The sequence below is a fragment of the Microcystis sp. M083S1 genome (genome assembly GCF_020246405.1).
Taxonomy (GTDB): Bacteria; Cyanobacteriota; Cyanobacteriia; order Cyanobacteriales; family Microcystaceae; genus Microcystis; species Microcystis aeruginosa_C.
The window spans coordinates 39,913-63,270 of record NZ_JADBTB010000081.1; the positions used below are offsets into that span (position 1 = coordinate 39,913).

The window sequence follows — 23,358 nt, forward strand, 5'->3', positions numbered from 1 at the left end:
ATTGGGATTTTGATCTTTTCGGACTCGATATTCTTAAGCAAATTCTATCTAGTATCTTCGCTTCCCAATAGAGAGAAGTCTATGCAAGAAGTTTATATCGTGGCCGCTGTCCGGACTCCAATTGGTCGTTTTGGTGGGGGATTAATGGGATTATCCCCGGCGGATTTAGGGGCAACAGTGATGAAATCCGCCCTAGAAATCGCTAATTTGCCCCCAGAAGCCCTAGATTTGTACATTTTCGGCAATGTTTTGGGATCGGGTCATGGTCAGTTAATTCCCCGACAAGCGGCGATTAAAGCGGGAATTCCCGTAAGCGTGGACGGATATCGGGTGGATATGGTTTGTTCTTCGGGAATGATTGCCGTTAGTAACGCTGCCACCTCAATTCGCGCCGGAGAAGCGGATCTCGTCCTCGCTGGTGGTATTGAATCCATGTCCCAAACTGGCTTTTTTCTCTCCCATCGGGCCCGGTGGGGTTATAAATTCCTTATGGGTGCGCCGGAACAATTAACGGATTTATTACTGCACGATGGCTTAACCGATGCTACCACGACTGAGGGCATGGGTTCCCAAGTTGATCGCCTCTGTCTCGATCGCGGTGTCTCTCGGCAAGCATTAGATGAAATTGCCGCCTTATCCCACCAAAGAGCGGCCACAGCCACAGAAAAAGGCTGGTTTAACGGCGAAATCGTGCCAATTGAACTTAAATCTAAGAAAGGTTCCACAATTATCGCTCAAGATGAGGGTATTCGTTCCGATAGTACCCCAGAAGGTTTAGGAAAACTGCGGCCAGCTTTTAACCCGTCGGGAGTTTTAACCGCAGGCAATAGTAGTCAGATTTCCGATGGGGCTGCCGCTATCCTTTTAGCCAGTCAAAAAGCTGTGGATCAGTACGGTTTAAAACCAATTGCCAAAATCCTTGGCGGTGCTGTGGGTGCTGGAAAAACTGATCGCTTTCCAGAGTTCCCCGTCCTAGCGGTGAAAAAATTACTATCATCTTTAGATAAAACGATCGAAGATTTCGATTTAGTGGAAAATAACGAAGCTTTTGCTTTAAATAATCTCCTGTTTGAGATGGATCTGGGGTTAGCGAGGGAAAAACAAAACGTTCACGGTGGTGCGATCGCATTGGGTCATCCCATCGGCGCTTCCGGAGCGCGAATTCTGGTGACGTTAATTAACGCGTTGAAAGTACAGGATAAAACCCTCGGTATGGGGGCCATCTGTCATGGGACCGGTGGCGGAACAGCGATCGCAATTGAAAGAGTTTAGGAGGAAAAAGCTATGGTATCTCTCGGACTAGAGGAGAAAGTTATCGTCGTTACCGGCGGAAATCGAGGCATTGGGGCGGCTATTGTCTCTCTTTTGATAGAATTGGGGGCCAAGGTGGCTTACACGGATTTAGTCACCGATAATCCCCAGGGTTTAGGCATTGTCGCCGACGTGACTAAGTTGGAATCCATGGAAGCGGCAGCTCAACAAATTGAAGCGGAATTGGGACCGGTTTACGGTATCGTCGCTAACGCGGGGATTACCAGAGATAACTTTTTCGCTAAATTAACGCCGCTAGATTGGGATTTAGTGATTAATGTCAACCTAAAAGGGGTTAATCACACGATTAAGCCGTTTATTGAGGGAATGTACGAACGACAAGCGGGATCGATCGTTTGTATTAGTTCTATTTCCGGTGATCGCGGTAATGCCGGCCAAACTAATTACGCAGCCACAAAAGCGGCAGTTATCGGTTTAGTCAAATCCCTAGCGCGAGAAGCTGCCCGTTATAATATTCGCGCCAATGCGATCGCACCGGGGTTTATTAACACGGAAATGACTTTAGCGATTCCCGATAAGGTTCGCGATAAAATCACCGCCGAAATTCCCTGTCGTCGCTTCGGTGAACCCGCAGATATCGCCTGGGCAACTGCCTATTTACTCTCTCCTATTGCCAGCAGTTATGTCTCTGGAGAAGTCCTCAGAGTTAATGGGGCCCATCACACTTAATCAGTTATCAGTTATCAGTTATCAGTTATCAGTGGGTAAGTTATCAGTTATCTAATTCAAAGATGGAAAATGTGTTTGTTATCGAAAAAATCGGGTCTAAAACCTCGCCTTAAGGTGAAAAGTTTTTGGAGCGGGGCATAAATCCCCATTACAAAAACGGCCTCCTGCTCCTTGCCTCCGTTATTTAGCGCCGGTTTAGCTAGTAAATAGGAGAGAAAAAATTATGAATCAGGAGTCTGAAGAAACGGTTAATGACGAGATGCGAACTGAATATGACTTTTCTGGTGGTATTCGTGGCAAATATTATCAAGCTTATCGACAGGCTAGTAATGTGATAATTCTCGATCCCGATGTGGCGGAAATTTTTCAGGATTCAGCCTCAGTCAATGAAGCGTTAAGATTACTAGCAAAAATTGCCAAGTCTGGAAAAATATGACTTATCAGTTATCAGTTATCGGGTGTAGGGTGGGTTAGTAAACTAGCGAAATTAGAGTTAAAGGAAAAGGGCAAAAATAATGGATAAACCGACACAAGCTTGGAGTGAGATGGCCACCGATTACGTCAATCTTTGGACAGAAACCGGGGCAAAAATGTGGTCAAGTTGGTTTGATATGATGGGAGCGATACCGACTCCTATGGGCAATATTAAACCAGAATTACAACAGGCAACCCAGCGCTATTTTGATAATCGGGATTTATTGATCAAATTCCTAAAATTATCGGTGGAAGCTTGGGAAAGTATCTTCCCGAAAATGCAAACAGGAGAAGACTGGCAAACAATTTTAGATAATTATACCCAACAGATGCGCGGTCAACTGAATAGTTTTACTACTACCACTTCCCAAAGTAGTCAAGATGTCAGTCAACTATGGACAATTTACCTGCAACAATTACAAAGTCTCAATCATTTATGGTTCGATCCTTTCGTGCTGTCAAATGACACAATAACCAAAGCTTGGTTAGGTAACACTTCTTCCTTGATCGAACTCAATAATATCTATTGGCAGAAGTTTTATGATGAGACTTTTGGCCAATGGTTACAGATGCCTTTATTGGGATTGCCACGAGAATTTAACCGCAAATTACTCGATAGTTTTGAAACTTGGCGCGTTCTTTATCAAGCTAGTATTAACTATCAAATTGTGCTGGCTGATATTCAAGTTAAATCCTTTGAAGCTTTAACTAAAAAATTAGTTTTCTTAGCAGAAAAAGGTCAACCTGTTAAGGATTGGCGAGAATTTCAAGATGTGTGGAGTGTCGTCGCTGATGATATTTTTGAAAAGGCTTTTTGTCAACCAGAAAACCTAAAAGTAAGGGGAAAATTTATTAATTCCCTCAATGATTATCGCCTCAAACAGCAGGATTTAATGGAAATTTACCTGCGCTCAATGAATCTGCCTACCCGCAGCGAAGTCGATGAAATTCATCGGACTATCTATGAATTACGCAAAGAGGTAAAAAGTCTCAAAAAAGCTTTAGGAGAAAAAAAAGAAATAGAAAGTAACAATTAGTTAATTGTGCTTGACAATCAGTTATCAGTTATCAGTTATAGGATTGCAGTTTTCAGTATATAGTGTTAGGTGAAAACTTCGGAACTTTCTTTTCACTGATTACTGTTCACTGCTCACTGAAAAATCCCCACTTTTCTAGGAGAATTAAATTATGTGGCCATTTTTGACGCAAGTGAAACTGGAAGATTTTACCCAAGATTATCTAGAATTAACTCAGAAAAATCTCAAAGGTCTAGACAATCTCAAACGAGTTAAAGAAGAAGATATTCAGTGTGGAGTCTCGGAAAAAGAAGCAGTTTATCGGGAAGATAAAATCATTCTCTACCACTTTAAACCCGTGGTCGAAAAACCCTTCGAGATTCCCTTGTTGATGGTTTATGCTTTGGTCAATCGTCCCTACATGGTAGATTTACAGGAAGGGCGTTCTTTAGTAGCAAATCTGCTGAAATTAGGCTTAGATATCTACTTAATTGATTGGGGATATCCCACCAGAAGCGATCGCTGGTTAACCCTTGATGATTATATCAATGGTTATGTCGATAATTGCGTCGATTTTATTCGTCAAAGTCATCATCTCGACAAAATTAATCTGTTAGGAATCTGTCAGGGGGGAACCTTTAGTTTATGCTATAGTTCCCTCTATCCCGATAAGATAAAAAATCTGGTGACAATGGTGACACCGGTGGACTTTTATCAAACCGAGACCCTCTTAAATATGCGGGGGGGGTGTTCCTTGGGTTCCGAAGCATTAGACATCGATTTAATGGTAGATGCTATGGGCAATATCCCGGGAGATTTTCTCAACTTAGAGTTTCTGGAATTGAAACCTTTACAGTTAGGTTATCAGAAATACCTTGATTTTCCTGACATCATGGAAGACGAATCAAAATTAGTTAATTTTCTGCGTATGGAAAAATGGATTTTTGATAGTCCTGACCAAGCGGGAGAATCCTATCGACAGTTTCTCAAGGATTTCTATCAGCAAAATAAACTGATTAAAGGGGAAGTGATGTTAGGAGATAAACGGGTAGATTTACACAATCTGACCATGCCAATTCTCAATCTTTATGCGGATAAAGATCACCTTGTCCCTCCCGCTTCTTCCCTCGCTTTAGGGAATTATATCGGTACTTCTGACTATACCGCTTGTGCTTTCCCGGTCGGACATATCGGAATGTATGTCAGTGGCAAAGTGCAACGGGATTTACCCCCCGCTATTACTGATTGGTTGAAAGCAAGAGGTTAACAATCCTCGCAGCTATCCCCTTTTCCCAGTTTGGGAGAGGGGTGTAACACAATACAACACATCGATAAAAAAACATCTACGGGCAGTAAAATAAACTTTTGTAACAGAGGATGTTAAGCACTGTTGCAAGATCGGGCAGAATCGGAGGATATCGTTCCTTTCGGCTAAACCCCTGTGGTACACTGCAAAGCGTACTCGCTCGTAAGTATGTAGGAGAAAACCTGAGTGTTAAGAGTCGCTGTTGTGGGTTCAGGGCCGGCCGGTTCTTCGGCGGCAGAAACATTAGCTAAAGCAGGCATTGAAACCTATTTATTTGAACGCAAATTAGATAATGCTAAACCCTGTGGTGGAGCGATTCCTCTCTGTATGGTGAGCGAATTTGACCTACCTCCTGAAATTATCGATCGCCGGGTGAGAAAAATGAAAATGATCTCCCCCTCTAACGTCGAAGTCGATATTAATCTCGATAATCAAGACGAATATATCGGAATGTGTCGTCGGGAAGTCCTCGACGGTTTTATGAGAGAACGCGCCCATAAATTAGGAGCGCATTTAATCAACGGAACCGTTTACGGTCTCGACATTCCCACCAATAGCACCGATCCCTATACCCTACACTACGCCGATCACTCCCACGGCAATTCCCAAGGGGAAATGAAATCTCTGAAGGTGGATGTGGTTATCGGCGCCGACGGTGCTAATTCTCGCATTGCTAAAGCTATTGATGCCGGGGATTACAACTATGCGATCGCTTTCCAAGAACGCATCCGTCTCCCCCAAGATAAAATGGCCTACTACGAAGATCTGGCCGAAATGTATGTAGGAAAAGACGTATCCCCCGACTTCTACGCTTGGGTATTCCCCAAATACGATCACGTCGCCGTCGGTACTGGCACAATGAAGGTCAATAAAGCCATGATTAAAGACCTACAAGCTGGTATTCGCGCTCGCGCAGCCCGTCGTCTGGAAGGGGGCGAAATCATCCGCGTGGAGGCTCACCCCATCCCCGAACATCCCCGTCCTCGTCGTGTAGTTGGTCGCGTGGCCCTCGTAGGTGATGCTGCGGGAACAGTTACTAAGTCTTCGGGAGAAGGCATCTATTTCGCCGCTAAATCGGCGCGGATGTGTGCCGAAACCATTGTCGAAGTCACCAACGGCGGCCAACGTATTCCCACAGAGGACGAGTTAAAACTCTACCTCAAGCGTTGGGACAAGAAATACGGTATGACCTATCTGGTATTAGATATTCTGCAACGGGTTTTCTACCGTACCGATGCCACCCGGGAAGCTTTTGTGGAAATGTGTTCCGATAAGGATGTACAGAAGATGACTTTTGACAGTTATCTCTATAAAACCGTTGTTCCCGCTAATCCTCTCGTACAGATGAAGATTACCGCTAAAACCATCGGTTCTCTCCTGCGCGGTAACGCTTTGGCCCCTTAAAATCCATTGATAACCAGAAAACCCAATCTTCCCATGGCGGTGGTTGGGTTTTCTTTTGGGTTGTCCCTTCCTGTCTTCTCTAATTCAAATAAAAATGTCGAAAAAATATTTGATATTTTGCTATTTCTTCTCAATATCCGATCCTCTTTGAGGATGAAAAAATTGATGATAGTTCTCTTAATATGATTAAAGCCAGTCGCAGTTAATCCCCTCAGTCTAAAGAGAGAAAAAACGGAATCAAGAGAACATACCTGTGCATAGTTTTCGGACTTTGTTGGAGGACTTGGGGACGATTTGCTTGAATATAATAAAATGTAGGATTAGAGAGAGAAGTTATCGTTTGTCTCAAATAACTCGACCGACTTCTCTGTAATAGAAAGAGTTAGATTTATAAAAAGTTTCCTTGATTTATACCCAGTAACGGAGCATCAGAAATTCTCTTAATCCCTCCTACAGTACAGTTTATGCCCTTTTGTTAAAGGGGAAGTCAAGATAGATGGTGTAAATGCGCTACTATTTAATGGTAAAGCCGTCCTCAAAAGACGGGGTTTCGGACTCAATTTTTCGATGACCAGAGTAAATCCGAAGTTAATTATTCATGGGGGAGCGAGTTCCCTAGAGGATAAAGGTGGTTTAGAATCAGTGCGCGATTCTCTCCGGGGGATTGTTAAGAATATTTACAACCTCCTTGACAATGGTGCTAGTGCTGTGGAGGCGGTGACAAAAGGATGTATGTTACTGGAGGATGAACCGCGATTTAATGCTGGGACTGGTTCGGTGGTGCAATCGGACGGTCAGGTGCGAATGAGTGCAGCCTTGATGGATGGTCGTCATCAGCGTTTAAGCGGTGTCATTAACGTCTCGCGGGTACAGAATCCCATTAGCCTAGCCCACTTTCTCCAAAGTCAAGAGGATCGCATTCTCTCGGAAATTGGGGCTGCAGATCTGGCCCGAGAATTACAAATTCCCCTCTATGATCCCCTCACCGATTATCGGATTCAAGAATGGATGGAGGAAAGAAAGACGAATTTTAATCGCAAAATGGCCCGTTTATTCGCCGATTCGTCAGCACGACGGGGAACTATCGGGGTGGTGGCCCTTGATCAACAAGGAGACATCGCCGCCGGAACTTCTACCGGAGGTAAGGGATTAGAAAGAATTGGTCGCGTTAGTGACAGTGCCATGCCGGCCGGCAATTATGCCAATCCATGGGCCGGAGTAAGTTGTACGGGGGTCGGGGAAGATATTATCGATGAGTGTTTAGCCGCTAAGGTAGTCATTCGCGTCACCGATGGTTTTTCCCTCGCCGCTGCCGTGGAGAAGTCCATGCACGAATCCCAAACTAATGGTCGGGATCTGGGCATGATTTCCCTTGATCGTCAGGGGAATATTGTTTGGGGAAAAACGGCGGAAATTCTCTTGGCTGCCTATCACGACGGTCAGGCGATCGGTGATACCCTAGAATGGCACGGTGAAAATGTGGGTTTAATCGGTCATGTCGCCGTCGGATAGTGGAACAAACCGCGATCGAGCCTAGTCTTTTCGGTTAATCTCTGCAAGATACTTCTTCTCGAAAATCTCCGTGTGGCAATACATTATTCCTATTTTTGACCCCGATGTGAAAAACTGGTCAGCCGAAGCGCGATTATTGCGCTGGATGACTTTTTTGTGGCTGTCAGTCGGGTTAGTGGTGCTTTTTTCCGCTTCCTACGCTCTGGCTGACAGTCGTTTTGATAACGGACTATACTATTTTATCCGCCAATTAATCTGGCTTTGGATTGGCTTAATTGGCTTTAATTTCCTGGTGCGATTGCCGATCGAGAAACTCCTCAAAATTGCACCCTGGATGATTTTATTAGTTTTAGGATTAATTTTGATCACTCTCATCCCCGGTTTGGGAGCTAATATCAATGGTGCCACCCGTTGGATTAAAATCGGGCCGATTCTCTTGCAACCGTCGGAATTTATGAAACCGTTTCTCGTCCTGCAAGGAGCGGCGGTTTTCGGTGGATGGCCGCGTTTAAATGTCAATCAACGGTTAACTTGGATTGCTATTTTTGGCCTAATTCTAGCGGGCATCCTCTTACAACCTAACTTGAGTACCACTGCTCTGTGTGGTATAACTCTCTGGCTGATCGCTCTTGCCTCCGGTCTGCCTTTATCCTACATGACCAGCACCGCTTTACTGGGTTTAACTATGGCCGTGGTCAGTGTTACTTTCCGCGAATACCAGAGAAAACGGATTTTATCTTTCTTAGACCCCTGGCAGGATCCCCGGGGTGATGGTTATCAATTAGTGCAGAGTTTACTGGCGATCGGTTCTGGCGGAACCACTGGCAGCGGTTACGGTTTATCCCAACAAAAATTATTTTATCTACCCTTCCCAGATACGGATTTTATTTTCGCTGTCTTTGGCGAGGAATTTGGTTTTATTGGCGGTATTTTACTGTTAATTATGCTATTTCTCTACGCTACTCTCGCTCTAATCGTGGCGGTTAAATGTCGTCATCGCATCAAAAAATTAGTGGCGATCGGGGCGATGGTTATTTTAATCGGTCAATCTCTGTTAAATATCGGTGTGGCCACTGGTTCTTTACCCACTACTGGCTTACCTTTCCCTTTCTTTAGTTATGGCGGCAGTTCCAGTTTAGCCAGTCTCTTTTTAGCAGCCCTCTTAATCCGCGTCGCTAGGGAAGAAAATGACCCCGATCCAGTTCCCACCAGTAAAAAAAGTCCTCAGAAAACTGTCTCGGTTTTCAGTCATCAGTAAGGGGGGTGGGAATTATGAATTATGAATTATGAAGTGGGGAAGCTGTCTCATCACCCTATCACCCTATCACCCTATCACCCCAAAACCCTAACACCTTATCTCCTGACGACCGACTCCTAACCCAATGTTCGACAAAGATAAGCAAAAATTATTGATTAACTCCACAAACTTGAGAATATTTAAATTAACATTCCGCAATATTTACAAATTCTTAAAAATTAATTGAGAAAGATTTTTATTTAACAACGATGTTATGATGGTTACAGCGATTTTACTGAATTTCATAATGGGTTTTTCTGTGCTTTTTCGGGCCGCAATGGTTGAAACCCTTGCCACACCTAGAAGGTAATCCTCATTAAGACAGGTAAATGAGTCAATTTCACCCACAACGATGATCTTTTTTTTGTGTAGTTTTATTGCAAAAAAAAAGTTTTTTTGACAAAAAGCACAAAGTATGCTGCTGTCAACGGACTTCGTGGGTGTTGGGGGAGAGAGGGGAGAAGGAGAGCAGAGAGAATAAATAAAAACAATCTCCTGATTACTGATTACTGATCACTGATTACTGATTACTGATTAGGTGTCACCTTATCAATAACCTTGAGAGTCCCGTCATCCTTAACAGTCCAGACATCGTAACTACCGACCACATCGCCATTTTCGTCGATATCCACATTACCACTGGCCCCCTGATAGTTAATATCTTCGCCTTTGCGAATCATTTCCATAGCTTGACAAGCATCGGTTACTTCCGTCCCAGGTCCATTAGCCACCTCACGAATCTTGCTTTGAATCCCTTCCCCGGTGTTAGATTTAGCCGCCTCGGCTGCTAACATCAATAAAATCGCCGCGTCCCAAGTATGGGGAACAAAAGCAGTGACATCCTTGCCGGTCTTTTCTTTCCAGAGGCTAGTAAAAGCGCTTAAAGCTTGACCGTCGGCCCCGGGGACAGTGCCTAGGGCCCCAGCAATAATTGACTTACCATCGGTTCCTTTCCCCACCTGTCTGGTGAAATCTTCCGAAAAAACCCCATCGGTGAGGAGGACAGTAACTCCTTTGGTCAATCCCTGTTTATAGGCCGCTTGTAGTAATAAACTGCCCGTTTCAGCGTAAAGGACTGCCGCTACAGCATCCGGTTGGTTAGCGAAGGCAGCCGCCGCTTCACTATCGAGAGTGGCAGCTTTCGGGTCATAACGGACGGGATTTTGCTTATTAGTGATAGTGCCGCCTAATTTATCGAAAGCGCTCACGAATTCCCGTTCAAATCCCACTCCATAATCGTTATTGATCACGACGGTGGCCACATTTTGAAAACCCTTTTTCTTAGCTAGGACTGCTAAAGCTTGAGCTTGGTAGGTGTCCGGGGGAGCCGTCCGCGCCCAAAAACCTTTAAAATCGCCTTTTTTCGCCCTGTCAGTAAATACAGGACTGGTGCTACCCGGAGAGACTAACATAACTTTCTTTCTCACCGCCACATCGACGGCTGCTCCTGAGACGCTACTGGCAAAGGAACCGATCACACCGGCTACTTTATCCACCTCCGCTAGTTTCGTCATCGCTGAAGCACCGGCGGCGGGATCGGTTTGGTCATCTTCTTTCACGAGGGTGACGGGTTTGCCATTGACTCCACCACAGGCATTGATAGTCTCTACCGCTAGGGCAGACGCTTCGGGCATATTTTGACCAATAGCGGCTAAATCTCCGGTAATGGGCAGTAAAGCCCCTAATTTTAAGCCTTGATCACCGGGGGTAGTGGTGGTGGGACTAGAGGCAGTGTTATCGGGGGTTTGGGCATTATTACAAGCGGTTAAAAAATTAGCTAACAGGCTGATGCTCAGGGTTAGGGCTAGGGGCGATCGAATATATCTCTGCATGGCAGTAAAATCAAGGATGAGTTAAGGTTGCAAGGCTGAAAAACCCGGACTGGGAAAATTCTAATCGATGTTAGCATTCTCTCCAAATCAAACAGGTTTTCATCTTAATTTAGATATTGATGGAAAAAATGGCTAATTTGTTCGATTTATGCCGTGGGAATTATAAATTATGAATTATGAATTATGAAGTGGGGAGCAGGGAGCGGGGTAGTGGGGATAATAAGTAAAAATAATCTCCTGAATCCTGCCCCACCAACAAACTTTTTCAGTAAACCCACTTAGGAAGCTTTGGCTAAAACGGTGTTCTGGTTTAAAAACTGAATTGCCGTTTGGTATTGACTATCTTTTTCGGTGCCGATTTCCTGATAGGTGATCGGTTCCTGTGCCACCACTTGATCCGGCATAATTCCTAACTTATGAATATCATGGTGAGCGGGAGTTTCATATTTCGCCACGGTAATCGCTAATCCTGCCCCATCGGGTAACTCGAATAGGGACTGAATTAATCCCTTACCGAAAGTCTTTTCTCCCACTAAAACCCCTCGTTGATTGTCCTGTAATGCTCCAGCTAAAATCTCGCTGGCGCTGGCGGTTCCCTGATTGACTAAAACCACTAAAGGCGAGTCGGTTAAAGCATTGCCAGCAGCGGCAAAACTATCGGCAATTCCCTCGCGATTAACCGTATAAACGATCGTTCCCTGATTAATCCACATCCGAGCGATTTCTATGCCCGCTTGCAGTAAACCACCGGGGTTATTTCTTAGATCCAAAATATAACCCTTGGCCCCTTGTTTTTGTAGGTTCGTCACCGCTTCCGAGACTTCTTTGGCAGCGTTAGCACTAAATTGATTTAAGCGCACATAACCGATGGGCAAGGAACTAGAATTTTTATCTAAAACCGCCACCACTGGACTTAAAGAAATGCGTTGACGGGTTAAAGATAGGGTTTTTGGTTGACTTTTTTGATCGGGAAGAATGACTAAGGAAACTTCTGTTCCGGGGGTTCCGCGCATTTTGGCCGCCGCCGCATCGAGAGTTAAAGTAGTGGTATCGATGCCATCAATAAACAAAATGCGATCGTGGCTAGTCAAACCAGCGGCCTCGGCAGGAGAACCGGCAAGGGGGGCAACCACTTCTAAGTAACCATTGTCGGGATTGATATTAATTTGCAGTCCTACCCCCGATAATTCCCCCGTGGTGCTAATTTGTAGGTTATGGTATTGATCCGGTCGCAAGAGACGGGTAAAGGGTTCATCGAGAGTGGCTAACATCTGTTCGATCGCATTATAGGCCGCCGTCCGATCGTTAAGGGGTTTTTTGATGAATTGTTCCCGCACCTGCCACCAGTTTTGATGATTAAAGGTGTCATCATAATAAGATTGGTTGACTAATCGCCAAGATTGTAGTAGTAATTTTTGTTCTTCGCTAAAGGCGGCTGCTGTGGGTGTCCATGCCATCCAAGTCAGACAAAACCAAAATCCCACCAATAATCCCGCCCACAACGATTTTTTTCTCATCTTGCTTCTCTTATAAATCCAGTGCTGATCTGCTGATTATTTTCAGTATAGTCTTTTCTCTGAAATCGATTCTTATCTGGTAACTCTTTCCCTTGAAGGCATTGCCATAAAAAAGAGGGTAGTTATGGTTAACTACCCCAAAAAATTCTACTAGATCGGCGCTATTAAGCGATCGCTTAATTGTTCAGCCACTAGACAGCCACAACTTTTTTGCTGACTTGGGTTAATTGCCCTTTAGCATATTTGGCTGCGTAGTCATCGAGGGACATTTGTTTGATTTTGCTGGCGTTACCGGCGGTACCAAATTGTTGATAGCGATCGGCACAAACTTTCTGCATATAGGTGATCGAGGGTTTCAGGAAGAAACGGGGATCAAACTCTTTCGGGTTGCTGAATAGTGCTTCACGAACTGCGGCAGTAATTGCTAAACGGCAGTCGGTGTCGATATTGATTTTACGCACACCACTCTTGATGCCTTTTTGGATTTCTTCCACGGGAACACCGTAGGTTTCAGGGATAGCGCCACCGAATTGGTTAATTAATTCGAGGAGATCTTCAGGAACCGAGGAAGAACCGTGCATGACCAAGTGAGTATTGGGTAAGCGGTTATGAATTTCTTCAATACGGCTAATAGCGAGAATTTCGCCGGTGGGTTTGCGGGTAAATTTGTAAGCGCCGTGGCTAGTACCAATGGCTACTGCTAAAGCATCTACTTGGGTTCTTTCGACGAAATCCACCGCTTCATCGGGATCGGTTAACAGCATCGAGTGATCTAATTCTCCCTCAAAACCGTGACCGTCTTCTGCTTCTCCTTTACCGGTTTCTAAGGAACCTAAACAACCGAGTTCCCCTTCCACACTAGCACCGATCGAGTGGGCAACTTTTACTACTTCAGCAGTAACGTTAACGTTATACTCGTAGGTGGCGGGAGTTTTAGCATCCGCTTCTAAGGAACCATCCATCATGACGCTGGTGAAACCGTTACGGATCGCCGAATAGCAGGTGGCGGGTTCATTACCGTGATCTTGGTGCATCACGATGGGGATATGAGGATAGGTTTCCACCGCGGCGGTGATCAAGTGACGCAGGAAGTTTTCCCCTGCATATTTGCGCGCACCGCGAGAAGCTTGTAGGATAACGGGGCTGTCGGTGGCTGCCGCCGCTTGCATGATCGCTTGGATCTGCTCCATATTATTTACGTTAAAAGCGGGGATGCCATATCCGTTCTCAGCCGCGTGATCCAACAATAACCGCATGGGGACGAGTGCCATATCCTTTACTCCTTAATCTATTTCTTGTTTTTTGTCTCTTTAAATTCAAGAAAGTTAATTCTCTTACCTGTTAATCTTAAGATAGTTTTTACACTTTGACGATCCCCAAAAAAAATTTTTCCCAGTTTCGTCCTAAGATGACCACAATCTCCGTTGCGCTGGTCCGTTGAGTAGTTCGTGTGTATCAAATAACAGACTGGGAATCGGCAATTTTTCCGGGCAGCGAGGTAAACAATCACCACATTCAGTACAATTATTGGCCTTGCGTCCGGGGAACCAATGACCGGCATTTTCCAGCATTCGATAGCGATACTGGCCAAAATCGGTCATTTCGTAAGCTACTGCCAGATTCCGCAGTCTCAACACTTCGGGGATATTAATATTTTCAGGACAGGGTAAACATTGATAACATTGGCTACATAAATCTGTAGCCAATTTATCGGTTAAATGTGTCTCTAAACGCTTAAAAACGGCAATTTCTGCCGCATCTAGGGGCTGATCTTCTTCGCATACGTTAATAATTGCCTCTAATTCCTCTGGTATCGCTGCCCCGACGCTGAGGGTAGTAATGCGCGGATCGCTCAATAAAAAGCGATAATTTAGCTCTAGGGGTGAAAAAGGGGCGCATAATTCCTCTAGCTTCTTGGGAGGTCTGTGGAGATTACCTCCCTTATCAGCAGGGGAGATAATAAACACACCCATGTCCTTTGCTTGGGCTAAAGCGATCGCTGGTTGCTGTCTTTGCCAAAAAAAATAGTAATGGATATTGACAAAAGCGAAGAAATCTGTATTGATCGTCTCGAGAATAATTTCTAGGGGTGCATGGGTAGAAAAGCCAATATGACCGATTTTTCCAGCTTCTTGGGCCATAAAAACGGCTTTCATGCAGCCTTGCGGGTCTTTAATCCAGTTTAAATGCTCGCGGGTGTTAATACCGTGAATTGCTAGACAATCGAGGTAATTTAATTGTAATCGTTCTAGGGATTCGCCGATCGCTTTTTCCATAGTTTGGCGATCGGGAGTGGGAACCAATTTCGTGGTCAGATAAACCCGCTCCCGCACTCCTTGACGCTGCAGGTAGCGACCGAGAAAAACTTCGCTATTACCGTAACCTCTGGCCGTTTCTAGGTGATTAATCCCCAATTCTAAGGCGCGATCGAGTGTTGCGGCAAATACCGACTCTGAGGACAAACAGCGCATTGTCCCCAGGGAAAACAGCGAAAATTGCCAATTAGTACGGCCAAATCGTCGATAACGCATTGATTCAGTTATCAGTTATCAGTTATCAGTTACCAGTTATCAGTTAAGTAGGGCTTGCTGAATAAATCTAAAAACCTTGTTGGATAAGAATTTTAGACTTTTTTCCCATCAAAAAGTGCCAGACACTGGGGTGATCGGGGGGAAGTTTAGGCACTTTTTCCCTGAAAATTAGGTAATTGACCCCCTGAAAATCGCTAAAACCCTACACCCTACACCCTACACCCCACACCCTGCCCCCACGAAAAACTTTTTGCCGCAAACCCTAAGTAGGTAACCTCAGTTCGGGATAAGCTAAAACCCTGATGCTACCGTAGCCTGAAACTCCTATTCTTTCGTGGAAGCTATGGCAAAATTCCCTTATCCCGAACTGACGTTAAGATACAGTCTTATGGGCGAGTGAGTGGAACGAACCACTCCAGACACAAAGGACACAGAGATCGATCACTACTATATAAGTTAAACTTATCACACAAAGAATAAGACAGCCACTGATAGAGCTTACAGTATAGTGATTATATAGAAGCATTTTGCAAAGAATTATCGAGATAAAGAATGGATATTCGATCGACTGACACCTCGCTCCTTACTTGGACAGGAGATACTTTAGCCCTAGGTTTACCAGAAAGAGCCGTAGAGATTGCAGGAGAATTGGCAGAATTGAACGATAAACTGGGGGGAACCCTAGAGGATCTCATCTCCGAGACGGAATTCGAGGGAAAATTAGGCAGTAGTGCGGCGACTCGTCTAGGTGGTGGGGGTCCGATTCGCAAATTAATCCTGGTGGGATTGGGAAAAACTGCCGATTTCGACCTGCAAACCCTGCGTCTAGCGGCCGCCGCCATCGCTCGTCTGGCCAAACAACAAAAAAGCCAAGCTCTGGCCATCAGTTTACCGGTAGTTGGGGATCAGTCCGCCACTGCCGGAGCAATCACGGAAGGGCTGCTGCTGGCCAATCATCAGGATACCCGCTTCAAGTCCACTAAGGAGGAAAAAGGAGCCAAATTAGCAACCGTCGAGTTATTGGGTTTAGGAGAGCAAGCATCTGCGATCGCCAAGGCCGAGCAAATCTGTTCCGGGGTGATTCTGGCCAGAGAATTAGTCAATGCTCCCGCTAACGCCGTTACCCCCCTAACCATGGCAGAAACCGCCGAGCAAATTGCCACCGAATACGGATTAAGTCTTAATATTCTGGAACAGGAAGAATGCGAAAGCTTGGGTATGGGAGCCTTCTTAGGAGTAGCCAAAGCCTCGGATATTCCCCCGAAATTCATTCATTTAATCTATAAACCCCAAGGAACCCCGAAACGTAAACTAGCAATCGTTGGCAAAAGTTTAACCTTTGATTCCGGCGGTTTGAATATTAAAGGGGCCGGCAGCGGCATCGAAACCATGAAAACGGATATGGGGGGTGGTGCCGCCACCCTAGGCGCGGCCAAGGCGATCGCCCAATTACGGCCAGAAGTGGAAGTACACTTTATCTGTCCGGCTACGGAAAATATGATTAGTGGTCGCGCTATGCACCCCGGGGACATCTTAACCGCTTCTAATGGCAAAACCATTGAAGTCAATAACACCGATGCCGAGGGACGATTAACCCTGGCCGATGGCTTGGTTTTTGCGGAAAAATTAGAGGTGGATGCGATCGTGGATCTAGCCACTTTAACCGGGGCCTGTGTCGTCGCTTTGGGGGACGATATCGCCGGTTTATGGAGTAGCGATGAGAGTCTCGCAGCTCAAATCCAAGAGGCCGCTAAATTAGCTGGCGAAAAATTCTGGCCGATGCCCCTAGAAGAAAAATATTTCGAGGGGCTGAAGTCTCCAATTGCCGATATGAAAAACACTGGCCCGCGCCCCGGCGGTTCCATTACAGCCGCTTTATTTTTGAAGCAATTCATTAATAATACTCCCTGGCTGCACCTAGATATCGCAGCTCCCGTCTGGTCCGACAAAGAAAATGGCGTTAATAATTCCGGGGCCACCGGTTTTCCCGTCCGCACTCTAGTTAATTGGGTGATGGCCAATAATTAAGTTATCGGTAAGCGGTAAGCGGTATTAGGTGAGGAGTATTTTCACTGTTTACTGTTTACCGATCCCTGAAAAATCTGCCCCACCCCTCACCCCTATCTCAAGGTCGCGAGAGGACTCCCGTTAAACTGCGTAGCGGTTAACGGGAGATGAATCGCGACCAGAATGAAACTAACGCAGTAGCCTTTCCACTTTTGGGGAGTTTTGGTTCTCGACGTATTTTTTTAGTTGTTCGACAGTAACGTCGCCACAACTAGCCACGAAATAAGCTCCCGCCCAAAAATAGGGTTTGTTGTCGAAATACTTTGCCGCCAAATCCGGAAATTCTTGTCTAATTAAGCGACTACTAACTGTTTTAAGGTTAGCGATTAGTTTGGTCCATGATTGTAATTAGTTGATATACTAGGCAGTAAGTGTTACAATTTAACTATACATCACATCACGAAACTAACGACAGTGATAACGCTTACCTACCAGTACAAACTAAAGGTAAACAAGAAACAGGAACGAGAGATTGTCCACATTCTTGATGTTTGTAAGAGCGTTTATAATTACGCGCTCTCGGAACGGAAAGATTGGTTAAACTCTCGAAAGTGTCTTGCGGATCGCTGTTCGCTAGTTTCTGAGTACATAATTCCTGCGGATCAACCCTATCCAAATTACTTCGTTCAAGCTAAAAATCTAACGGAAGCTAAAAAAGTTTACCCGATATTAAAGACGGTTAACGCTCAAGTCTTACAGCAAGTTTTAAAAACTGTAGATAAAGCGTTTGACCATATAAAATCGAAAGGCTTCGGCTTTCCTAGATTTAAGAAAAAGATGCGAAGTTTTGTTTTCCCCGCGCTCTCGAAAAATTTTCTAGGTGACGAATACTTAAATTTTCCACAATTGGGAAAAATTCGGATTAGGAAATCTAGGGAGTACCCGTCTGGGTTTGAGCCTAAACAAGCTCGAATTATCCAAAAAGCGTCGGGATTTTACGTTTTGGTTTCTTTCCAATCTACGGAATTAGTTCCCGATATGACAGTAGGGAAGACCTGTTTAGGAATTGACGCGGGAATTGAGAGTTTTGTCGCTACTTCACGGGGAGATTTAATCAAAGCCCCTCGATTTTTGTTGAAAGTACAGAGTAAGCTTAAATTGCTACAAAGACGCTTGAAACATCAAGTCAAAGGCTCGAACAATTGGTTGAAACTCCAAGATAAGATAGCGAGATTACACGAAAAAGTGTCTAATACTCGTAGAGATTGGCATTTTAAGTTAGCTCATTACCTTTGTGATCTTGCTGATAATATCTTTGTCGAAGATATTAACTTCATTTCCTGGTCTAGAGGGATCGTTAGAAAACAATCTCTGGATTCGGGCATCGGTAGTTTTATTAACGAGATACTACCGTTTGTCGCTTGGAAACGGGGGAAATATTATCTTAAGGTCGATAAAAACGGAACTTCCCAGGAGTGTCCGAATTGTGGCGCGATTACTGGCAAAAAGTCGTTATCAGAAAGAGTTCACCGGTGTGATTCTTGCGGCCACATTGAACCGAGAGACACGGCATCAGCGAAGGTAATCGAGAACCGAGGAAAAAACGCGGTCGGACTGACCGTGTTAGAAAACGCTCGCGGAGGCGATTTGACGGGGATCGACTGGGTTAAACCAGGTCGATCTAGTTAAAAACCTATGAACCGAGAATCTCCCGCTACACCGCGCGAGCGGTTAGCGGGGGAGAGTCAAAATTAGAATGATTAAACCCCAACCATAACCCCGCCTCGATAACCGATAGCCGATAACCGATCGCTAAACATGGATCCATCTTTCGCCCTTACTCTGCAAATTGTCATCACTGTGGTGGCGGGGATTACAGCCCAAGTCATTGCCGAATACCTGAAAGTTCCCAGTATTGTCTTCCTGCTTATTTTTGGGATTGCTTTGGGGTCCGATGGTTGGGAAATTTTACACCCCCAAAGTCTGGGAATTGGCTTAGAAGTCCTTGTTGCTCTCTCTGTGGCGATTATCCTATTTGAAGGCGGTTTAAGCCTAAGCGGACGGGAATTAGGGCGAGTTTCTGGCAGTTTACGCAATCTTGTCACCCTCGGTACTTCCATCACTCTCATTGGTGGCGGTATGGCAGCCCACTGGTTGGGGGAATTTCCCTGGCCGATCGCATTTCTTTACGCTTCTTTAGTGGTGGTAACTGGTCCGACAGTGATCGGGCCTTTGCTGAAGCAAGTAGCCGTAGATCGGCGGGTGGCGACGCTTTTGGAAGGGGAAGGGGTATTAATCGACCCTGTGGGCGCAATTTTAGCCGTAGTGGTGCTAAATACGATTATTGATAGTCATGCCCGCCCCATGGAAATCATCACCGGTTTAACCCTGCGTTTAGGCATCGGGGCGGCGATCGGCATTGCTGGAGGAGGATTGTTAAGTTTTATTATAAAAACTTGCAATTTTCTCACTTTTGAGTTAAAGAATCTCGTGGTTTTAGCGGGAGTCTGGGGGTTATTTGGTTTATCGCAATTTAGTCGCAGTGAATCGGGGTTAATGGCGGTGGTAATGGCGGGAATTGTCCTAAAAGCGGCGGCTGTTCCCGATGAGCGGTTATTAAGGCGTTTTAAGGGTCAATTAACGACTCTTTGCGTGTCGGTACTGTTTATTTTACTAGCGGCAGATCTTTCGATCGCCAGTGTCATCGCTTTGGGTTGGGGCAGCGTCCTGACGGTGTTAGTCTTGATGCTGGTGGTACGTCCCCTGAGTGTGGCTCTGTGTACCTTAAAAAGTGACCTAAATTGGCGACATAAGTTATTTATCGCTTGGGTTGCCCCTAGGGGAATCGTTTCCGCCTCTGTAGCTTCTTTATTTGCCATTTTACTCACCCGTGCCGGTATTAATGGCGGTGAAGCGATCAAAGCTTTAGTCTTTTTAACAATTTTAATGACCGTTTTTATTCAGGGATTAACGGCGCGGTGGGTGGCAAAAGGGCTAAAAATCACTTCTTCTGCGGCAACAGGAGCAGTAATCGTCGGTTGTAATCCCCTGGGTCGCTTAATCGGCTGTTTATTCCAAGAACAAGGGGAAAACGTGGTTTTAATCGATACGGATGCCAGGGCCTGTCAGCAAGCAAAAGAAGAGGGTTTGACGGTGCTGCAGAGTAGCGGACTTGATACAAAAATACTGCAAGAAGCCGGCATCGAATCCATGGGGACTTTTCTGGTTTTGACTAATAATAGCGAGGTTAATCTGGTTTTAGCCCAAAGAGCCGGCGAGGAGTTTCATCCTCCCCGGGTGTTGGCTGCCTTTGCGGGAACCCCCAACCCAGATAAAAATAAGGTTAATCAGGTTTTTCTCCCCAGTTTTTCGGTCAAGGAATGGAATCAGTATTTAGACGATAATCAGATTAAATTGGGTAAAACTATCTTTAAAGGCAATGATTTGAGCGAACAACAAACCAGATTAACTAAATTAATTGAAAATGGCGAACTGCTGCCCCTACTATTGCGTCGCGATAATTCCCTACAGGTAGTAACAGAAAGGGAAGAATGGCGCAAAGGAGACGAATTAATCTATATTCTGCGCGATTTACGCCCGCAACTGCTTAAACGTCTTTCCGGCACTGTCAGAACCCGTTTATCTTTAGAAATCTTACCCGAAGTGGAAATCGCCACCAGTAGATAACTTGAGACTGTTCTATACTATTTAGTGGATTTAACGGGTTCAGGGCTTAAAATAAGCAACTGCCGACCGACGTTAGATTTAGCGACACCTAGCAGTACGGGATGTTCAGTTTTGGGGGCATCTTGGGGTAAAGCACGAAAAAGGTACAGCCATCCCCCTCTTTCCAGTAATAATCGCCAGACGCGATCTTGCTCCGTATCGGTTAGGTTGCGCTGTTGAATAATGCGGGCTAAATTAGGATCACCAATGAGACTCTGCTGATCTTCGGGCGTTAGGGCTTCAAAAAGGGGCTGATTGGGGTCAAGATCCCCTGCTTCTTTACCTAAAATGAGCAGTTCCTTGGCACTAATCAGGGTGACAACGGGGAGAGTAGAAGTGGGATTCACCGCATCTCGACGGGCATCCTTTAAACCTTGATCCCGGGCAAGATGGAAGATGAGTAAGAGAATCCAACTCAGGAGAATCAGTTCTGAGACGAGAGGAAGGGTTAACTGACGCTGAAAGCGGGGACGAGGAGCATAGGGTATTTTTCGGCGATTGCGTTGGTTTTGTCTTTTCAGTTGCCAATTTTTCAGTCTAGTTAGCCACTGTTGATATTGCCAGTGAAGGAAAGCAAGACAAAGGGTGGAAAGCTGAAAAAGTATAGGAATCAGAAGGGCAATAATCAGGGTGTTAGCAATACTTTGAGGCGTACCAAAGAAGACTTGAAGAGGGAGTAATAAGAAGGATTCAACCGGAAAATCGAGGCTGGTGATACCGAGTTGGTAATAGGCAAAGTATGCCCAACGATAGACCCAACCTGTATAGTACAATCCCGCACCAATGAGACCGGCGGCACTGGCAAGATTGAGGAGAATCGTCGGGGGAGAAGGAGTCGTCACAGGGGGCTACTAACGCTAAAAAAGAACGCTAAAATTAAAGTTATTATAGATGATCATTGTAGGGCGAGTTATGGTCAGACGTTTAGAAATTTTATCCGGTATAGCTTTAGTTTTTTTGGGATTTTTGACTGTTTCTAGTATCGCTCAAGCACCCACCCTCGAAGCGGCTTTACCACGATTAGCAAATATTACGTTACAAAATGGCAGAGATTATAAGGGGGTGACGTTAACTCGGTTCGATCGCCCTCAGCGTCGGATTTCTTTTAAGCAAGGGGGTAAGGAGTTTAATCTACCCATTGCCCAAGTGACACAATTAACCTTAGAGGGAGAAACCATCATCAGTATTCCCGAAAACCCGATAATTGTGATTCAGGGAGAGGACAAGCGATGTGGTTCGGTTTATGCTCTACCGCGCCGTTTTGAGCATTTGAGTTTGGTGGAAAAGCAAAAGCGTAAGCAGGTAGAGATTAACTTATCAGATTTGCCTCCAGCCATGCAAAGAGAGTTAACTCAGAAAGGGGCTTATGGTTATGTGTTGAAACAGTTAGAATTTGCTAATGGCGAGTTAAAAGCGGCAGGAGTGGTGCGTTGTCGGGCAAATTAATCACCAAAATTATGTCAATAAAAATCAGTATCAGGATTTTTAGGATTAAGGGATTAACAGGATTAGGTGACTTGTGAAGAGTCTATAATTAAAGGATCATAAAGAATATTATATCTATCCTGAAAATCCTCCAATCCTCAAAATCCTGATACTGGCATTGAGGATTAAGGGATTAACAGGATTAGGTGACTTGTGAAAAGTCTATAATTAAAGGATCATAAAGAATATTATATCTATCCTGAAAATCCTCCAATCCTCAAAATCCTGATACTGGCATTGAGGATTAAAGGATTAACAGGATTAGGTTATTGGCAAGGAGTAGATAATTAAAGGATCATAAAGAATATTATATCTATCCTGAAAATCCTCAAATCCTCAAAATCCTGATACTGGCATTGAGGATTAAAGGATTAACAGGATTAGGTTATTGGCAAGGAGTAGGATAATTAAAGGATCATAAAGAATATTATATCTATCCTGAAAATCCTCCAATCCTCAAAATCCTGATACTGGCATTGAGGATTAAGGGATTAACAGGATTAGGTTATTGGCAAGGAGTACATAATTAAAAGATACAGGGAATAGGACACCCACCCCCAACCCCATCCTGAAAATCCTCCAATCCTCAAAATCCTGATACTGACATTATTGAGATAATATAAAGAATCATTTGAGTCTGGCGAGGGGAAGCAATGAAGACAGGTTTAGGGATATTACTCAGTCTAGGGCTAGTCGTAACAGTGCCGCATTTGACGGTTATAGCTTCCCCCCTATTGGTGCAGACAGATTTACGTCAAGAAGCAGATCGATTACGTCAAGAAGGATTTGAATTGTTCCAGTTGGGAACATTAGAAGGCTATCAGGGGGCATTAGGGAAGTGGCAACAGGCGTTAAAGCTTTATCAGCAACTCGACAGCAAATTAGAGCAAGCCGTCGTCCTCACCGGTTTAGGGCGTATCTATGCAGATTTAGGGGAGAAACAGAAGGCATTAGACTACTACCAACAGGCTTTACCCTTATGGCGGGCGGTGGGCAATCCCACGGGGGAATCCATACTTCTCAATAATATTGGTCTTGTCTATGATGATTTAGGGGAGAAACAGAAGGCATTAGACTACTACCAACAGTCCTTACCCCTATCACGGGCAGTGGGCGATCGCTCTGGGGAAGCCGTTACTCTCAGTAATATTGGTGCTGTCTATGATGATTTAGGGGAGAAACAGAAGGCATTAGACTACTACCAACAGGCTTTACCCTTATTGCAGGCAGTAGGCGATCGCAGTGGAGAA

The 23,358-nt window shown here is 44.9% G+C and carries 18 protein-coding genes and 1 pseudogene; 13 read left to right on the forward strand and 6 right to left on the reverse strand.

Annotated elements, in window-relative coordinates:
- The first annotated feature begins 81 nt into the window (after window positions 1-81).
- The 8 genes from phaA (at window position 82) to IM450_RS08130 (ending at window position 8,971) form a co-directional block, all read left to right on the forward strand.
- The gene (gene phaA / locus IM450_RS08095) at window positions 82-1,272 is read left to right on the forward strand and encodes an acetyl-CoA acetyltransferase PhaA (RefSeq protein WP_106908858.1); all 1,191 of its coding nucleotides are present in this window, start codon (window positions 82-84) and stop codon (window positions 1,270-1,272) included.
- A 12-nt stretch (window positions 1,273-1,284) separates the two neighbouring features.
- Window positions 1,285-2,001 carry an acetoacetyl-CoA reductase PhaB gene (phaB, locus tag IM450_RS08100; protein WP_002801052.1) on the forward strand — a complete coding sequence of 239 codons (717 nt, stop codon included), beginning with the start codon at window positions 1,285-1,287 and terminating at the stop codon, window positions 1,999-2,001.
- Between the two features lie 223 nt (window positions 2,002-2,224).
- Window positions 2,225-2,437, forward strand: a complete 213-nt coding sequence (locus IM450_RS08105) for a hypothetical protein (RefSeq protein ID WP_002784823.1) — start codon at window positions 2,225-2,227, stop codon at window positions 2,435-2,437.
- Window positions 2,438-2,516: 79 nt separating this feature from the next.
- Complete coding sequence (gene phaE, locus IM450_RS08110; RefSeq protein ID WP_002801051.1) at window positions 2,517-3,512, forward strand: class III poly(R)-hydroxyalkanoic acid synthase subunit PhaE; 996 nt, start codon at window positions 2,517-2,519, stop codon at window positions 3,510-3,512.
- Window positions 3,513-3,663: 151 nt separating this feature from the next.
- Window positions 3,664-4,758 carry a class III poly(R)-hydroxyalkanoic acid synthase subunit PhaC gene (locus IM450_RS08115; RefSeq protein ID WP_159293009.1) on the forward strand — a complete coding sequence of 365 codons (1,095 nt, stop codon included), beginning with the start codon at window positions 3,664-3,666 and terminating at the stop codon, window positions 4,756-4,758.
- Between the two features lie 225 nt (window positions 4,759-4,983).
- Entirely contained in the window at window positions 4,984-6,201 is a 1,218-nt protein-coding gene (gene chlP, locus IM450_RS08120) for a geranylgeranyl reductase (RefSeq protein ID WP_002735532.1), read from the forward strand.
- Between the two features lie 567 nt (window positions 6,202-6,768).
- The gene (locus IM450_RS08125; RefSeq protein WP_004163984.1) at window positions 6,769-7,713 is read left to right on the forward strand and encodes an isoaspartyl peptidase/L-asparaginase; all 945 of its coding nucleotides are present in this window, start codon (window positions 6,769-6,771) and stop codon (window positions 7,711-7,713) included.
- A gap of 70 nt (window positions 7,714-7,783) precedes the next feature.
- Entirely contained in the window at window positions 7,784-8,971 is a 1,188-nt protein-coding gene (locus tag IM450_RS08130; RefSeq protein ID WP_004163983.1) for an FtsW/RodA/SpoVE family cell cycle protein, read from the forward strand.
- Between the two features lie 566 nt (window positions 8,972-9,537).
- On the opposite strand, the gene IM450_RS08135 is transcribed toward IM450_RS08130, so the two are convergent.
- From IM450_RS08135 to IM450_RS08150, 4 genes are all read right to left on the reverse strand, one after another.
- Complete coding sequence (locus IM450_RS08135) at window positions 9,538-10,842, reverse strand: ABC transporter substrate-binding protein (protein ID WP_287666484.1); 1,305 nt, start codon at window positions 10,840-10,842, stop codon at window positions 9,538-9,540.
- 278 nt (window positions 10,843-11,120) lie between these two features.
- Entirely contained in the window at window positions 11,121-12,359 is a 1,239-nt protein-coding gene (gene ctpA / locus IM450_RS08140) for a carboxyl-terminal processing protease CtpA (RefSeq protein ID WP_002801046.1), read from the reverse strand.
- A gap of 191 nt (window positions 12,360-12,550) precedes the next feature.
- Window positions 12,551-13,630, reverse strand: coding sequence for a class II fructose-bisphosphate aldolase (gene fba, locus IM450_RS08145; protein ID WP_002744497.1), 1,080 nt, complete (start codon window positions 13,628-13,630; stop codon window positions 12,551-12,553).
- A gap of 132 nt (window positions 13,631-13,762) precedes the next feature.
- Window positions 13,763-14,890, reverse strand: coding sequence for an aldo/keto reductase (locus IM450_RS08150; protein ID WP_287666487.1), 1,128 nt, complete (start codon window positions 14,888-14,890; stop codon window positions 13,763-13,765).
- A 552-nt stretch (window positions 14,891-15,442) separates the two neighbouring features.
- On the opposite strand from IM450_RS08150, the gene IM450_RS08155 reads away from it, so the two are divergent.
- The gene (locus IM450_RS08155) at window positions 15,443-16,918 is read left to right on the forward strand and encodes a leucyl aminopeptidase (RefSeq protein ID WP_287666490.1); all 1,476 of its coding nucleotides are present in this window, start codon (window positions 15,443-15,445) and stop codon (window positions 16,916-16,918) included.
- 168 nt (window positions 16,919-17,086) lie between these two features.
- Here the strand turns inward: IM450_RS08155 and IM450_RS08160 are convergent.
- Window positions 17,087-17,293 (reverse strand): annotated as a pseudogene (locus IM450_RS08160) (IS200/IS605 family transposase); the annotation flags it as partial.
- A gap of 78 nt (window positions 17,294-17,371) precedes the next feature.
- Between IM450_RS08160 and IM450_RS08165 the strand changes: the two are divergent.
- Window positions 17,372-18,586 carry an RNA-guided endonuclease InsQ/TnpB family protein gene (locus IM450_RS08165; protein ID WP_287720613.1) on the forward strand — a complete coding sequence of 405 codons (1,215 nt, stop codon included), beginning with the start codon at window positions 17,372-17,374 and terminating at the stop codon, window positions 18,584-18,586.
- Between the two features lie 129 nt (window positions 18,587-18,715).
- The gene (locus tag IM450_RS08170; RefSeq protein WP_287665210.1) at window positions 18,716-20,584 is read left to right on the forward strand and encodes a cation:proton antiporter; all 1,869 of its coding nucleotides are present in this window, start codon (window positions 18,716-18,718) and stop codon (window positions 20,582-20,584) included.
- Window positions 20,585-20,601: 17 nt separating this feature from the next.
- Here IM450_RS08170 and IM450_RS08175 read toward each other — a convergent pair whose 3' ends face one another.
- Window positions 20,602-21,465, reverse strand: a complete 864-nt coding sequence (locus IM450_RS08175; RefSeq protein WP_002801837.1) for a hypothetical protein — start codon at window positions 21,463-21,465, stop codon at window positions 20,602-20,604.
- A gap of 49 nt (window positions 21,466-21,514) precedes the next feature.
- Here IM450_RS08175 and IM450_RS08180 point away from each other — a divergent pair, with 49 nt between their 5' ends.
- Together IM450_RS08180 and IM450_RS08185 are read left to right on the forward strand one after the other, a co-directional pair.
- The gene (locus tag IM450_RS08180) at window positions 21,515-22,069 is read left to right on the forward strand and encodes a hypothetical protein (protein WP_287709517.1); all 555 of its coding nucleotides are present in this window, start codon (window positions 21,515-21,517) and stop codon (window positions 22,067-22,069) included.
- Window positions 22,070-22,761: 692 nt separating this feature from the next.
- A partial coding sequence (locus tag IM450_RS08185) for a tetratricopeptide repeat protein (RefSeq protein WP_287665217.1) occupies window positions 22,762-23,358 on the forward strand: 597 nt, incomplete at its 3' end.